The sequence below is a fragment of the Rhizobium sp. WSM409 genome (assembly GCF_057653825.1).
In genome coordinates this window covers 2,680,091-2,692,343 of the sequence record NZ_CM172794.1, presented here as the reverse complement: position 1 = coordinate 2,692,343, position 12,253 = coordinate 2,680,091, and the positions used below count along the sequence as shown (strand labels likewise).

Genomic DNA, 12,253 nt, shown 5'->3' with positions numbered 1-12,253 from the left:
ACTCTCATTCGGAAGGAAGTCTCGCGTGCTCAAAGACTTGGGCACACTAGATTCCTGTGACAAGTACAGGAATGAAGGAGGGTGAGGCGGCGTTCGCGCCAGACTCGCTGCGTCGGTTGTGATCGCTTAGTCCTGCCGACGCAAAGCTACCCGGCCGGCGATGATGCCGAGAAGTCCCTTCGGTTTGCGGGCTTCAGTCTCTGTGTCCGGTTTATACGTCAGCGGATGCAGCCCTTCGATCGGTGGCAAAGGATCGCATTCCTGGCAGACGCAGAGATAGCGTTTGATTGCCTTCGCTGTCATGCCGCCTGCCTGTTCCAGCTGGCGAAGGGGTCGGACAGGTTGCGCCAGCGTTCCGGTGTAAACACAGTGGCGTCGACCAGACAGGCGTCGAGTTCCTTCCTGATCCAGGCTTCGTCCATCGGATCGGCGCCGATGAAGACGATTTCCTGGCGGCGGTCGCCCCAGACGGGGTCGAGATAGGGGCCGATGGCGCGCATGAAGGCCGGTTCCTCAGGCCATTGTTCGCGTGGCACTGCCGCCCACCAGAGACCCATCTTGCCGGTGCGCACGATCGCGCCCGCCTGGCTGATCTCGCCGACATGGTGCGGGCGCGTCGCCAGCCAGAAGAAGCCTTTGGCGCGCACCACGCCTGGCCATGTCCTGTCGAGGAAGTCCTGCAGCTTAGCCGGATGAAAGGGGCGTTTTTCGCGGTAGACGAAGGAGCGGATGCCGTATTCTTCGGTCTCCGGCAGGTGGTCGCGGAAGCCGTGCAGTTCCTTATACCAGAGTGGATGGGTCTCGGCCTTGTCGATATCGAAGCGGCCGGTGCCGAGCACGTCTTTCAGGGCGACCTTGCCGAAATCCACCTCGATCAGCCGTGCATCCGGGTTGAGGCCGGTGACGATCTTGCGGGCGGCGTCGCGCTCTTCCTCGGCTGCCGTGCCGATCTTGTTCAGCACCACGACATCGGCGAATTCGATCTGCTCGACCAGCAGGTCGACGATGGTTCTGTTGTCGCCGTCGCCGGCCGTTTCTCCCCGGTCGGCGAGGAAATCGGCCGAGGCATAATCGGCAAGCAGATGTGCGGCGTCGACGACGGTCACCATCGTATCCAGCCTTGCCACATCCGAGAGGCTTTGGCCGTTCTCGTCTCGGAATTCGAAGGTGGTGGCGACGGGCAGGGGCTCGGCGATGCCGGTCGATTCGATCAGGAGGTAATCGAAGCGGCCCTGATCGGCGAGCTGGCGCACTTCCTTCAAGAGGTCGTCGCGCAGCGTGCAGCAGATGCAGCCATTGGTCATCTCGACGAGCTGTTCCTCGGTGCGGGAGAGATTGGCGCCGCCATCGCGCACCAGGGCGGCATCGATATTCACCTCGCTCATGTCGTTGACGATAACCGCGACGCGTAAACCTTCGCGATTGGTCAGTACGTGGTTGAGCAGCGTCGTCTTGCCTGCGCCGAGGAAGCCTGAAAGCACCGTGACAGGAAGTCTGTTGTCCATGGGAACCTCATCAGAGTCTTATTTATGTTATATCATTACATTTGATGGTCCGAAAAAAGGCGGAACGGGGTTGTCCGCCTTTTTCCGCCTCAGCTCTCCCTGGGGCGTCGCGTGTCCGGCAGGACGCGCGGAGCGGCGCATGAGAGTCATGCGCTGGAGAGGCAGTCCTTCATGCTGTTGGCGATGCCGCGCATGAGGTTGAAGTAGAGATCGGGACCGGCCTTCAGTGTTGCCGCTTCGGGATCGAGCACGCCTGACTTGGCGCGCGTGCCTTCGATGACGACATTGACGAGGCGCGGCTCGAACTGCGGTTCGGCAAAGACGCAGGTGGCGCCGAGTTCGCCGACCTTGCGGTGGATTTCCGAAACACGCTCGGCGCCGGGAATGGTTTCCGGGCTGACGGTGATCGAGCCGGCGACGCGGATGCCGTAGCGGTGCTCGAAATACTGGTAGGCATCATGGAAGACGATGAAGGGCTTGCCCTTGACGGGAGCGACCATGCCCTTGATCTCGGTATCGAGTGCATCCAGCCTGTCGTCCAGCGCCTTGGCATTGCCCTGATAGGTCAGTGCATTGGCGGGATCGGCGGCAACCAGTGTCGTGGTGATCATGGTCGCCATGGCCTTGGCATTCATCGGGTCGAGCCAGAGATGTGTGTCGAAGGCACCGTGGTCGTGGTCGTGGTCGGCTTCGGCGCCGTGCGTGGCTTCGGCCTTATCGTGCTCATGACCGGAAGCGCTGTCGTGCTCGTCGCCGTCGTCATGCGGCTCGAAGGCGCCGCCTTCGCGGAAAGGCAGCTTGACGAGGCCGGGGGCATTGTCGAGTTCGGCGATGCTGGCATTCCGACCCAGCGCCTGCAGCGGCTTTTCGAGAAAGGCCTCGAGGCCGGGGCCGACCCAGAAGATCACCTTGGCCTCCTGCAGGGCGCGGGCATTCGATGGCTTCAGATTGTAGGTATGCGGGGAGGCCGCGCCATCGACGATCAATTCGGGTTCGCCGACACCCTGCATGATCGCCGAAACCAGCGAATGGATCGGTTTGATCGAGGTGACGACGACAGGCGCATCGGCTGCCCGCATGGTGCCGGCAAAGAGTAGGGCGGGGATCGCCAGGGCCGGGATTGTGAAGGCCGGCATTCGGAGGGCCAAGATTTTAAGGGCAGGCCCCAAGGCGCGTTTCATCAATATGCTTCCCTTGAATTGCAATTGTTATGTTATTACATCAATTGCGTTATGCTATAACGTGTGCAATAGCAGGACGCAACAGCACTTTCGGAAAATTTGATGCTCTCTCCCGCAAAGACCCCCGCTGGTATCAGGGCCGAACCGCTGGTTTCGCTTGAAAATGTCGGCGTTCTGCGCAATGGCCGCTGGCTGGTGCGCGGCGTTGACTTTTCCGTTTCGCGCGGCGAAATCGTCACGCTGATCGGGCCGAACGGCTCGGGCAAGTCGACCAGCGCCAAGGCGGCGATCGGTGTGTTGAAGCCTGATCAGGGCAGGGTGGAGCGCAAGGCCGGCCTCAAGGTCGGCTATGTTCCGCAAAAGCTCACGATCGACTGGACGCTGCCGCTTTCGGTGCGCCGGCTGATGACGCTGACCGGACCGCTGCCCGAGCGCGATATGCTCTCGGCGCTCGAATCCGCCGGTATCGCCCATATGCTCGATGCCGAGGTCCAGCATCTCTCCGGCGGCGAGTTCCAGCGGGCGCTGATGGCCCGGGCGATAGCGCGCAAGCCCGATCTGCTGGTGCTCGACGAGCCGGTGCAGGGGGTCGATTTCTCCGGTGAGATCGCCCTCTACGATCTGATCAAATCGATCCGCAATGCGACGGGCTGCGGCATCCTGCTGATTTCGCACGATCTCCACGTCGTCATGGCGGAGACCGACACGGTCATCTGCCTCAACGGCCATGTCTGCTGCCGCGGTACGCCCGAGTCGGTCAGCCGCAGCCCGGAATATGTGCAGTTGTTCGGCAGCCGGGCGGCGCAGACGCTTGCCGTCTATAGCCATCACCATGATCATACGCATCTGCCTGATGGACGCGTGCAACATGCCGACGGCACGGTGACCGACCATTGCCATCCCGATGACGGGCATCACGCGCATGACCACAGTCATGAGCACGACGATGGTCATGATGGGCACCGCCACGAACATGACCATCCGCATACCCATGCCACGGAGGACCGCCATGCTTGACGACTTCTTCGTGCGCGCCATTCTTGCCGGCGTTGGTCTGGCGCTGACGACAGGGCCGCTCGGCTGCTTCATCATCTGGCGGCGCATGGCCTATTTTGGCGATACGATCGCCCATTCGGCGCTGCTCGGCGTCGCACTGTCGCTGCTCTTCGAACTCAACCTGACGCTGGCTGTCTTTGCCGTTGCCGCGCTCGTGTCGGTGCTGCTGCTCTTCCTGCAGAAGCGCCAAGCGCTGTCAGCCGATGCGCTGCTTGGCATCCTCTCACATGCCACACTGGCGATCGGCCTCGTCATGGTCGCCTTCATGAGCTGGGTGAGGATCGATCTCATCGCCTTCCTGTTCGGCGATATCCTTGCCGTTTCCACGACCGACATCGCGCTAATCTGGGGTGGCGGGCTGTTCGTGCTCGTGGCAATGGCCTGGCTCTGGCGGCCGCTCCTGGCTGCGACCGTCAATGCCGAGCTCGCCGAGGCCGAGGGGCTGAGGCCGGAGCGGGCGCGGCTGTTCTTCATGCTGCTGATGGCCGTCGTCATTGCCATTGCCATGAAGATCGTCGGCATCATGCTGATCACCTCGCTGCTGATCATTCCGGCGGCTGCGGCGCGGCGCTTCTCGCCGACACCGGAAATCATGGCAGTGCTCGCTTCGCTGATTGGAGCGGTCGCCGTCGTCGGCGGGCTGTTCGGCTCGCTCACCTACGACACGCCCTCGGGCCCCTCGATCGTGGTCGCGGCGCTGATCCTCTTCATTCTCAGCCTGCTTCCGGTCAGGCGCCACCGCGCGGTCATGCAAGGACAAGGCTCATGACGACACCGCAATTGACCAAGAACCAGTCGCTGGTCTTCGACGTGCTCGAAAAGGCCGAAGGGCCGCTCAGCGCCTACACCATCCTCGATAAGCTGCGCGACCACGGTTTTCGCGCGCCGCTGCAGGTCTACCGGGCGCTGGAGAAGCTGCTCGAATATGGCGTGGTGCACCGGCTCGAAAGCATCAACTCGTTCGTCGCCTGCGCCCATCCGGGCGACGATTGCCACAGCCACGGCATCGTCGCCTTCGCCATTTGCGAAAGCTGTGGCCAGGTGACGGAGTTCCACGACCACGAGGTCGATCACCGACTTATGGAATGGGTGCGCGGGCAGAAGTTCAAGCCCGAAAAGACGACGATCGAGATCCGTGGGTTGTGCGAGGCCTGTGCGGCATAAGCTTCCTCGCCTTCGCTAGACGATCGCCTCGCGGGCTATTGCGATGGCAGAACCCGTAAGATCCCGACGTTATTAGACGCCGATCACAAAGCGGCGATCAAAAAGGGCGAGGCCGGTAACCCGGCCTCGCCTCTCACTTTCTTTTGCCCCGATCGGGTTAGTCCGGCTTAGATTCAGAGCCGCCCTTGCCGGGGCCGTCATTGCCGCCCTTGCCGGGACCGTCGTTGCCGCCCTTGCCGGGGCCGTCATTGCCGCCCTTGCCGGGACCGTCGTTGCCGCCCTTGCCGGGACCGTCATTGCCGCCCTTGCCGGGACCGTCATTGCCGCCCTTGCCGGGACCGTCATTGCCGCCCTTGCCGGGACCGTCGTTGCCGCCCTTGCCGGGACCGTCATTGCCGCCCTTGCCGGGACCGTCATTGCCGCCCTTGCCGGGACCGTCATTGCCGCCCTTGCCTGGGCCGTCATTGCCGCCCTTGCCCGGACCGTCATTGCCGCCCTTGCCCGGACCGTCATTGCCGCCCTTGCCGGGACCGTCATTGCCGCCCTTGCCGGGACCGTCATTGCCGCCCTTGCCCGGACCGTCGTTGCCGCCCTTGCCTGGGCCGTCGTTGCCGCCCTTGCCGGGGCCGTCTTTGCCGCCCTTGCCGTGACCGTCGTTACCACCCTTGCCTGGGCCGTCATTGCCGTCATTGCCGCCTTTGCCTGGGCCGTCTTTGCCACCTTTGCCGTGATCGTGATCTTCTCCGCCCTTGTCGTGGTCGTGATGATCGCGGTCCTTGCCGCCGTGATGGTCTTTTCCACCGTGGCCCGGACCGTCCTTGCCGTGCCCGTGATCTTTCCCGTCCTTGCCGCCGTGATGACCATGGCCCTTGCCGCCGTGATCGTCCTTTCCGCCATTGTCGCCGCTGCCGCTGCCGTCGCCATTGCCGTCGCCATTGCCGTCGCCGCTGCCGTCGCCGTCGCCATTACCATCATCGCCATTATTCCCATTGCTGGCGACGGAGCCGGTGCTGGATGTCTTCTTGCCGCCGCCAATGTTCTGGCTGCCGCGATCGTTATCGTTCGGATTGAACCTGCTATCGGACTGAATTGCTCTGGTCGGCATGCACAGCCTGTATTCGAGTGTTCCGCGAACTGCGGCCTTGCAATTAACGACTGCCGGCGCTGCCGTTGCCAAGCTGCTGCTTGCCAGAAGGGAAGCAACGGCGATGCTGAATTTCGCTGCTCTGCTGATCATTTCAATCCATCTCCCAAGGTTAACCGAATGTTAATGGGGAGAACTCTTACACTAACAATAAATTAACACGAAGAATAGATGATGGTTAATCTGTCTAATTCATCTAATACAGTTAAATTCGCAAGTATAAAATTTTACTAAATTTTTATTGTGCCTATGTTATTGTTTCGCAACAAATAAAAGGAATCGGCTATGAAGCGCCTCTTTTCGCTCGCTGCCTTTTTATTCATTCTTCTGCATTTTCAAGCGGTTGCGGGATCCTCGCTTCCTGTGACGCGAAGCATCGGCGCACCCGTGGGATTCGCCGCAGCCTGCGCCAAGTACAAGTGGCTGTGCGGCAGGATGGCGGCGCAACAGCTGAATGATCAGGCAGGAACAGCGCTACTTCAAAAGGTCAATCGTGCCGTAAATGGACGTATCATTCCCGCGGAAGATCGCCCGTCTTCCCGAAATAAGGATGTTTGGTCTCTGCCGGTTGCCGGCCGTGGGGACTGTGAGGACTACGCTCTCCAGAAGATGAAGGACCTGATCGAAGCTGGTTTTCCATCGAACAGGTTGGCGCTTTCCGTGGTGATTGGACCGCACGATCAAAACCATGTCGTTCTCATTGCCCGGACGGACGGCGGCGATTATGTGCTCGACAATCTGACCAGCGCCGTCAGGCTCTGGCGCACCACGGGCTATACGTTTCTGGCCACTCAGGATTTCCAATCGCGAACGGGCTGGCGCGTGACGCTTGCTGGTCCCCGTGCAGGCGAGTTCTCTTGAACTGAAAGTCTCGAGGCGGCGCGCTCGCCGCTGGCAAGTGCAGATGCCGGCGCTATCTTTGCCTGAGAATCCAAGCCAGAGACGATCGCGTGACGAAAACCGAACTCGCGAAGATATACCGCGGCTACATCGCCTGCCTGAACAGGCAGGACTGGCCCAATCTCGGGCAGTTCGTCGGCGACGATGCAGTTCATAACGGTCGGCGCCTCGGGCTGTCGGGTTACGTCGCCATGCTCGAGCGGGACTTCGATGAGATTCCCGATCTCTATTTCAAGGTGCTGATGCTTCTTTGCGATCCGCCATACATCGCCTGCCGGCTCGGCTTCGATTGCAGGCCGAAGGCAAAATTCCTCGGCCTCGATGTGAACGGCAGGCGCCTTTCCTTCACCGAGAACGTCATCTACGAATTTCGCGGCGGCAAGATCGTCGAGGTCTGGTCGGCCATCGACAAAGTGGCAATCGAAGCCCAGCTTCGGGGTGGGGAGAGGCCCAACAAGATGGAGTGATTGGCGTGTTCGATGCAAGGAGCCTCGTCCCTCGTGACAAGCACGACGTTGCCGCTCTTTCTGGTATCGAGAGCGCTGGTTATCCTGCGATCGCTCCGATCCTGGATGACTTGCTGGCGTGGACCGCGGACGGCAACTGGCCTATTGCTCCACCTCTGGCTCGTTTTCTCGTCTCACTCGGAATGCCAATTGTTGACCCGGTGTCGCGCGTTCTCCGAGGAGATGACTCCCCTCAAAAATATTTCTGCTTTCAACTGATCGTCGAAAAGCTGTCGATGGAGGTTGTTGAAGCGCTTGAGGGCGACCTCCGGAAGCTGGCGGATCAACCGAGCAAGGCGGACCAGTTGGAAGGGGTCGACGAGTTGGCACGTGAAGCGCTTCAGCGCTTGCATTCATAGCTTCCGGCAGCGCTGTTGCTGATCGTCTGCTCGGGGCCAAGTTGAAGATGAATGCCATCAATGTGATGTGGAGGCGCGATTTTGGTGCGCTTTTGATCAGATGATAGCGACGCGCTCGCCGAAGGGCGTGTCGTCGTCGAAATTGCGGGTGCCGATCCGATCGCTTTCGCCTGACAAGGCCGGCTGTTCCGCCTGTTCGCCGGCCTCTTCCCCTTCTTCCGATGCCGCATGCCGGTGCCGCTTTTGCGGATGCTCCTCGTCGTCGACGATCAGATCCGCGTGCGGAATGAGATCGGCTGCGGCTTCCTTCTCCACGGCCCTCTTTGCTGCCAACTGATCGGCGGTGATCTGCGACTGGCGGGCGGCGACCCAGGCGTTGTCTGGTTCGGAGTCGATCGAGGTGCTGGTGCCGACCTTGGCGGGTTCGGGCGCGGCGGTGGCGGAGATGGGGTTGATCGCGTCGACCATGAAACTCTCCTGCGGTGACCAACTAGCGAAGCAGTCGGCCGCTTCTTGGGATGAAAAACGGTGCGTTCTTCGGACCAATCAGGGAGACATATCGAGCCCGCGCCGAAAAACACAAGGGGACATCAACGTGACTGCCACCTCGGAATGACGAAATCGGTAGCAGGTAGCGGGAAATTCGACGAAGAATTGTGTGCACAAGGGGTGATCGGCGCGTGGTTAATGTAAGAATCGGAAACACTTTGTGACTAAGTGTCTCCAAAAGCAGCGTTTTTTGACTTGCTGCGCGCGAAGACATGACGGATATTGTTTAAACGTTGAGGAAGCCGTCATGATTAGAATGATTGAAAACCCTGCCGAACTGGCTGGCGAAGATATCACCGGCAAATATATACTCCGGAGGCTGAACTATCACTGGTTCGCCTACGGCAAGGCGGCTATCGTGACCGCCTGCAAGGGAACGATTCTGCAGCTTGAGCGGGAAGAGACGGTTTATTCCGAGCGTTGGGGACGTCGCGCCTATACGGGCACCGGCAGACGCTATCCCGGCGGTATCTGTCCCATTTCTGCGGTCGCCTGCGTTTGCGATACGCCCGACGACGTCAATGCCGTCATTCAATTGGACGTCGAAGCGCAGGACGAATTCTATCAACTGATCGCCAAGGCGGAAGCCAGGGTTCAGGCACTTGCCTCATCTTCACGAAACAGCCTGTTTCTCGAAGCCGCCGAGTAACGTGATTTTTTCAACGAAATCCGCCATGTTCAGCGTCCTTCTGCGCGTCCAAAAGGACGCGCGGCGCTGTCATGGTATGGAGAGCGATCATGACGCAGCGGGACACTCGGCCCGGTCACTCATTCGCCGCGGCGCCATCTTTCGGATCGCTCGCCATCACCATTGCCGTCATGTTTGCCGCGCTGTTCTGGCCGGCGGGCACGCTCGACTGGCCGCGCGGGTGGATTTTTCTCGGCCTGTACCTTGTGCTGACACGTGTCGCGCTCATCTGGATCCGGCGGACGAATCCGGAGCTGTTTGCGGCGCGCAGCCGATACCAGAAGGGTACCAAACCCTGGGACGCCGTGGTGGCGACGCTGACGATCATTCTCTTTGCCGCCATTTTTCCGGTCGGTGCATTCGACGACGGACGGTTCCACTGGGCGCCGCAGCCCGATTGGGTCGTCCTCATCGGCTATCTCCTGATGACATCAGGTTATCTCGGCCTGACCTGGGCGCAATCGGTCAACCGGCATTTCGAGCCGACTGTGCGCATTCAGACCGACCGTGACCACAAGGTGATCGACACCGGACCCTACGCCGCCATCCGCCATCCCGGATACGCAACCGCCCTCGTGCTCAGCGTCGGCATGGCGCTGTCGCTTGGATCGCTCTACGCGCTGGTTCCCGCCGGCCTGCTCATCATCGTCCTCTTCGGCCGGACGCTGGGGGAGGAGGCAGAATTGCGCAAGGGGCTCGAGGGGTACGAGGAGTATATGGCGCGCATGCGGTGGCGTTGGATTCCGGGCGTGTGGTGAGCGCTTTGGCGGGCGGAGAGGGGCCTAATCACCCGCCCCGGTCCTTCGAGGCTCCGGCCCTTGGCCTGCGCACCTCAGCAACCGTGTTGTTGGGGCTGGTTCCATGGGGTTCGTCTTTTAAGAATAGTGTTGATCATGATGATGAGCTTTCGCATGGCGGCGACGATGGCGACCTTGGGCGGTTTGCCCGCGTCGCGCAGCCTTTTGTGGAAGGTCTTGATGGCCGGGTTGCAACGGATGGCCGAGAGCGTAGCCATATAGAGGGCGCATCGGACGGTGGCGCGGCCGCCGGCGATATGGCGTTGTCCACGCCATGTGCCGCTGTCGTGAGCGATGGGGGCGACGCCGACGAGGGCTGCGAGCTTCTTGTCGTCGATGGCGCCGAGTTCGGGCAGTTCGGCGATGAGCACGGCGGCACTGACCTCGCCAATGCCCGGCACGGTCAGCAGCAGATTGCGGCGTGCGGCCATGTCGGGCTCGGCCTCGATGGCGAGCGCGATGGCGGCATCGACGCGGGCGAGCTGAGCCCTGAGGGCGGCGAGGGTCTCGCCAATCAGCGCTGCGACGGCCTCAGGCGCATGCTCGAGGCGGTTCTTCTCGGCGACCGCCATGTCGATGAGTTGGCGACGGCGGGTGACAAGCGCAGCAAGCGCGATGCGGCCGTCGTCGATATGGGGGATCTGTGCCGGCCGCATCGCTCTGGCGAAGTGGAGCGTGACGCGGGCGTCGACCTGATCGGTCTTGGCCAAACGACCGCTGGCCCTGGCGAAGTCGCGCACCTGGCGGGGATTGACGACGGCGACGGCAATACCGGCGGCCATAAGCGTTCTGACGATTGCCATCTCGTAACCGCCGGTCGCCTCGACGACGACAAGCTCTGCGCCGGCCACTGCCGCAGTGAGTGCGGCACAGCCTGGCGCATTGTTGTCGAAGCGGACAACGGCGCGTTTGCCCTCAACGGCAACGTCGAGATGGGCCTTCGAGACATCGATACCGACCATGAAAGATTGCTGGATATGCATGACTGCTCCTCCTTGCAACGCGGGCTCGAAGCCCAACCAACCGTTCGAGCGAAGACATGGCGACGGAGATGCTTGCTGAGGTACGAGTTCAAGACCCAAGGATGACACGCATCCCCGCCGCACAGCCCCTTTATACAGCAACGGCAACGTACAAGGATGAGGGCTGATCGGTGTGCCGTGTCGTTGGAAGGCTATGGATGTGTCTGCAGGCTGATGAATTCGCGACCGTCATCTGTTGCTCTTCTCTCACCCGTGCCCTCTCTCCAGCCTCATCCTTGTACGTTGCCGTTGCTGTATAAAGGGGCTGTGCGGCGGGGATGCGTGTCATCCTTGGGTCTTGAACTCGTACCTCAGCAAGCATCTCCGTCGCCATGTCTTCGCTCGAACGGTTGGTTGGGCTTCGAGCCCGCGTTGCAAGGAGGAGCAGTCATGCATATCCAGCAATCTTTCATGGTCGGTATCGATGTCTCGAAGGCCCATCTCGACGTTGCCGTTGAGGGCAAACGCGCCGTTGTCCGCTTCGACAACAATGCGCCAGGCTGTGCCGCACTCACTGCGGCAGTGGCCGGCGCAGAGCTTGTCGTCGTCGAGGCGACCGGCGGTTACGAGATGGCAATCGTCAGAACGCTTATGGCCGCCGGTATTGCCGTCGCCGTCGTCAATCCCCGCCAGGTGCGCGACTTCGCCAGGGCCAGCGGTCGTTTGGCCAAGACCGATCAGGTCGACGCCCGCGTCACGCTCCACTTCGCCAGAGCGATGCGGCCGGCACAGATCCCCCATATCGACGACGGCCGCATCGCGCTTGCTGCGCTTGTCACCCGCCGTCGCCAACTCATCGACATGGCGGTCGCCGAGAAGAACCGCCTCGAGCATGCGCCTGAGGCCGTCGCAGCGCTGATTGGCGAGACCCTCGCCGCCCTCAGGGCTCAGCTCGCCCGCGTCGATGCCGCCATCGCGCTCGCCATCGAGGCCGAGCCCGACATGGCCGCACGCCGCAATCTGCTGCTGACCGTGCCGGGCATTGGCGAGGTCAGTGCCGCCGTGCTCATCGCCGAACTGCCCGAACTCGGCGCCATCGACGACAAGAAGCTCGCAGCCCTCGTCGGCGTCGCCCCCATCGCTCACGACAGCGGCACATGGCGTGGACAACGCCATATCGCCGGCGGCCGCGCCACCGTCCGATGCGCCCTCTATATGGCTACGCTCTCGGCCATCCGTTGCAACCCGGCCATCAAGACCTTCCACAAAAGGCTGCGCGACGCGGGCAAACCGCCCAAGGTCGCCATCGTCGCCGCCATGCGAAAGCTCATCATCATGATCAACACTATTCTTAAAAGACGAACCCCATGGAACCAGCCCCAACAACACGGTTGCTGAGGTGCCCCGCAGGGGCCTCGAAGGACGGGGCTGGCCACCGGTCG

The 12,253-nt window shown here is 61.5% G+C and carries 15 protein-coding genes; 9 read left to right on the top strand and 6 right to left on the bottom strand.

Annotated features, from left to right (window positions below; translation table 11 throughout):
* Positions 1-126: 126 nt before the first annotated feature.
* The 3 genes from AC25BC_RS13585 to AC25BC_RS13575 form a co-directional block, all read right to left on the bottom strand.
* The gene (locus tag AC25BC_RS13585) at positions 127-303 is read right to left on the bottom strand and encodes a hypothetical protein (RefSeq protein WP_012758161.1); all 177 of its coding nucleotides are present in this window, start codon (positions 301-303) and stop codon (positions 127-129) included.
* Positions 300-1,505 (bottom strand): zinc metallochaperone GTPase ZigA, encoded by a 1,206-nt coding sequence (gene zigA / locus AC25BC_RS13580; protein WP_012758160.1) that lies wholly within the window; start codon positions 1,503-1,505, stop codon positions 300-302. The genes AC25BC_RS13585 and zigA overlap by 4 nt, the downstream gene beginning before the upstream one ends.
* 146 nt (positions 1,506-1,651) lie before the next feature.
* Complete coding sequence (locus tag AC25BC_RS13575; RefSeq protein ID WP_128438125.1) at positions 1,652-2,686, bottom strand: zinc ABC transporter substrate-binding protein; 1,035 nt, start codon at positions 2,684-2,686, stop codon at positions 1,652-1,654.
* 102 nt (positions 2,687-2,788) lie between these two features.
* Between AC25BC_RS13575 and AC25BC_RS13570 the strand changes: the two genes are divergently transcribed.
* Genes AC25BC_RS13570 through AC25BC_RS13560 form a run of 3 tightly spaced genes read left to right on the top strand, consistent with a single transcriptional unit; the run spans position 2,789 to position 4,906 of the window.
* Positions 2,789-3,703: an ATP-binding cassette domain-containing protein gene (locus AC25BC_RS13570; protein ID WP_012758158.1), complete on the top strand. Its 915-nt coding sequence runs from the start codon at positions 2,789-2,791 to the stop codon at positions 3,701-3,703.
* A complete protein-coding gene (znuB, locus tag AC25BC_RS13565; protein ID WP_012758157.1) occupies positions 3,696-4,511 on the top strand; it encodes a zinc ABC transporter permease subunit ZnuB in 816 nt (271 codons plus the stop codon). Before AC25BC_RS13570 ends, znuB begins: the two co-directional genes overlap by 8 nt.
* Positions 4,508-4,906 carry a Fur family transcriptional regulator gene (locus tag AC25BC_RS13560; protein WP_011652680.1) on the top strand — a complete coding sequence of 133 codons (399 nt, stop codon included), beginning with the start codon at positions 4,508-4,510 and terminating at the stop codon, positions 4,904-4,906. Before znuB ends, AC25BC_RS13560 begins: the two co-directional genes overlap by 4 nt.
* A 157-nt stretch (positions 4,907-5,063) precedes the next feature.
* Here AC25BC_RS13560 and AC25BC_RS13555 read toward each other — a convergent pair whose 3' ends face one another.
* On the bottom strand, positions 5,064-6,143 hold the full coding sequence (locus tag AC25BC_RS13555; RefSeq protein WP_128438124.1) for a hypothetical protein: 1,080 nt from the start codon (positions 6,141-6,143) through the stop codon (positions 5,064-5,066).
* Positions 6,144-6,335: 192 nt separating this feature from the next.
* On the opposite strand from AC25BC_RS13555, the gene AC25BC_RS13550 reads away from it, so the two are divergent.
* The 3 genes from AC25BC_RS13550 (at position 6,336) to AC25BC_RS13540 (ending at position 7,815) form a co-directional block, all read left to right on the top strand.
* The gene (locus AC25BC_RS13550) at positions 6,336-6,911 is read left to right on the top strand and encodes a transglutaminase-like cysteine peptidase (RefSeq protein ID WP_012758155.1); all 576 of its coding nucleotides are present in this window, start codon (positions 6,336-6,338) and stop codon (positions 6,909-6,911) included.
* Positions 6,912-7,000: 89 nt separating this feature from the next.
* Positions 7,001-7,417, top strand: a complete 417-nt coding sequence (locus tag AC25BC_RS13545) for an ester cyclase (RefSeq protein ID WP_012758154.1) — start codon at positions 7,001-7,003, stop codon at positions 7,415-7,417.
* Positions 7,418-7,422: 5 nt separating this feature from the next.
* Positions 7,423-7,815 (top strand): DUF5071 domain-containing protein, encoded by a 393-nt coding sequence (locus AC25BC_RS13540; RefSeq protein WP_245459789.1) that lies wholly within the window; start codon positions 7,423-7,425, stop codon positions 7,813-7,815.
* Between the two features lie 96 nt (positions 7,816-7,911).
* Here AC25BC_RS13540 and AC25BC_RS13535 read toward each other — a convergent pair whose 3' ends face one another.
* Positions 7,912-8,283: a hypothetical protein gene (locus tag AC25BC_RS13535; protein ID WP_012758153.1), complete on the bottom strand. Its 372-nt coding sequence runs from the start codon at positions 8,281-8,283 to the stop codon at positions 7,912-7,914.
* A 328-nt stretch (positions 8,284-8,611) separates the two neighbouring features.
* Between AC25BC_RS13535 and AC25BC_RS13530 the strand changes: the two genes are divergently transcribed.
* Complete coding sequence (locus tag AC25BC_RS13530; protein WP_003560747.1) at positions 8,612-9,013, top strand: hypothetical protein; 402 nt, start codon at positions 8,612-8,614, stop codon at positions 9,011-9,013.
* Between the two features lie 89 nt (positions 9,014-9,102).
* Positions 9,103-9,810: a methyltransferase family protein gene (locus AC25BC_RS13525; RefSeq protein WP_012758152.1), complete on the top strand. Its 708-nt coding sequence runs from the start codon at positions 9,103-9,105 to the stop codon at positions 9,808-9,810.
* A 74-nt stretch (positions 9,811-9,884) separates the two neighbouring features.
* Here the strand turns inward: AC25BC_RS13525 and AC25BC_RS13520 are convergent, their stop codons facing one another.
* Positions 9,885-10,832 carry an IS110 family RNA-guided transposase gene (locus tag AC25BC_RS13520; RefSeq protein WP_012755866.1) on the bottom strand — a complete coding sequence of 316 codons (948 nt, stop codon included), beginning with the start codon at positions 10,830-10,832 and terminating at the stop codon, positions 9,885-9,887.
* A gap of 429 nt (positions 10,833-11,261) precedes the next feature.
* Here AC25BC_RS13520 and AC25BC_RS13515 point away from each other — a divergent pair, with 429 nt between their 5' ends.
* Complete coding sequence (locus AC25BC_RS13515) at positions 11,262-12,209, top strand: IS110 family RNA-guided transposase (RefSeq protein ID WP_012755866.1); 948 nt, start codon at positions 11,262-11,264, stop codon at positions 12,207-12,209.
* The last annotated feature ends 44 nt before the right edge of the window (positions 12,210-12,253 follow it).

What these genes read in the sequence shown, in the direction of transcription:
- AC25BC_RS13585 (WP_012758161.1), bottom strand. Translation starts at nt 303, where the DNA reads ATGACAGCGAAGGCAATCAAACGCTATCTCTGCGTCTGCCAGGAATGC.
- zigA (WP_012758160.1), bottom strand. Translation starts at nt 1,505, where the DNA reads ATGGACAACAGACTTCCTGTCACGGTGCTTTCAGGCTTCCTCGGCGCA.
- AC25BC_RS13575 (WP_128438125.1), bottom strand. Translation starts at nt 2,686, where the DNA reads ATGAAACGCGCCTTGGGGCCTGCCCTTAAAATCTTGGCCCTCCGAATG.
- AC25BC_RS13570 (WP_012758158.1), top strand. Translation starts at nt 2,789, where the DNA reads ATGCTCTCTCCCGCAAAGACCCCCGCTGGTATCAGGGCCGAACCGCTG.
- znuB (WP_012758157.1), top strand. Translation starts at nt 3,696, where the DNA reads ATGCTTGACGACTTCTTCGTGCGCGCCATTCTTGCCGGCGTTGGTCTG.
- AC25BC_RS13560 (WP_011652680.1), top strand. Translation starts at nt 4,508, where the DNA reads ATGACGACACCGCAATTGACCAAGAACCAGTCGCTGGTCTTCGACGTG.
- AC25BC_RS13555 (WP_128438124.1), bottom strand. Translation starts at nt 6,143, where the DNA reads ATGATCAGCAGAGCAGCGAAATTCAGCATCGCCGTTGCTTCCCTTCTG.
- AC25BC_RS13550 (WP_012758155.1), top strand. Translation starts at nt 6,336, where the DNA reads ATGAAGCGCCTCTTTTCGCTCGCTGCCTTTTTATTCATTCTTCTGCAT.
- AC25BC_RS13535 (WP_012758153.1), bottom strand. Translation starts at nt 8,283, where the DNA reads ATGGTCGACGCGATCAACCCCATCTCCGCCACCGCCGCGCCCGAACCC.
- AC25BC_RS13530 (WP_003560747.1), top strand. Translation starts at nt 8,612, where the DNA reads ATGATTAGAATGATTGAAAACCCTGCCGAACTGGCTGGCGAAGATATC.
- AC25BC_RS13525 (WP_012758152.1), top strand. Translation starts at nt 9,103, where the DNA reads ATGACGCAGCGGGACACTCGGCCCGGTCACTCATTCGCCGCGGCGCCA.
- AC25BC_RS13520 (WP_012755866.1), bottom strand. Translation starts at nt 10,832, where the DNA reads ATGCATATCCAGCAATCTTTCATGGTCGGTATCGATGTCTCGAAGGCC.
- AC25BC_RS13515 (WP_012755866.1), top strand. Translation starts at nt 11,262, where the DNA reads ATGCATATCCAGCAATCTTTCATGGTCGGTATCGATGTCTCGAAGGCC.